The organism is Pseudomonas sp. HMSC065H01 (genome assembly GCF_001815235.1).
Taxonomy (GTDB): domain Bacteria; phylum Pseudomonadota; class Gammaproteobacteria; order Pseudomonadales; family Pseudomonadaceae; genus Pseudomonas; species Pseudomonas aeruginosa.
Genome location: NZ_KV819883.1, coordinates 1 through 222, shown reverse-complemented (window position 1 = coordinate 222; position 222 = coordinate 1). Strand labels below are relative to the sequence as shown.

At 64.9% G+C, this 222-nt stretch carries 1 protein-coding gene; it reads right to left on the bottom strand.

What is annotated here, in order from left to right; translation table 11 throughout:
• On the bottom strand, positions 1-222 hold a 222-nt coding region (locus HMPREF3014_RS14930; RefSeq protein WP_126584365.1), incomplete at both ends, for an MlaD family protein.

The following is a 222-nucleotide window of genomic DNA, read 5'->3' as shown; positions in this document are numbered from 1 at the left end:
CCGGAAATGGAGATGCCGCTGGCGTTCCAGAATCGCGTGTGCTTGCGCACCAGGTCGGCGTAGGCCGGCTCGATGTGCACTTTGATCTCGATGGTCCTCTGGTCATCGCCCAACTGGAAGCTCTTCACCTGGCCGACCTGGATCTGCCGGTAGAACACCGGGCTGCCCTGCTCCAGGGAGCCCAGGCGATCGGCCTTGAGGGTCAGGTGCAGGCCGGGCAGC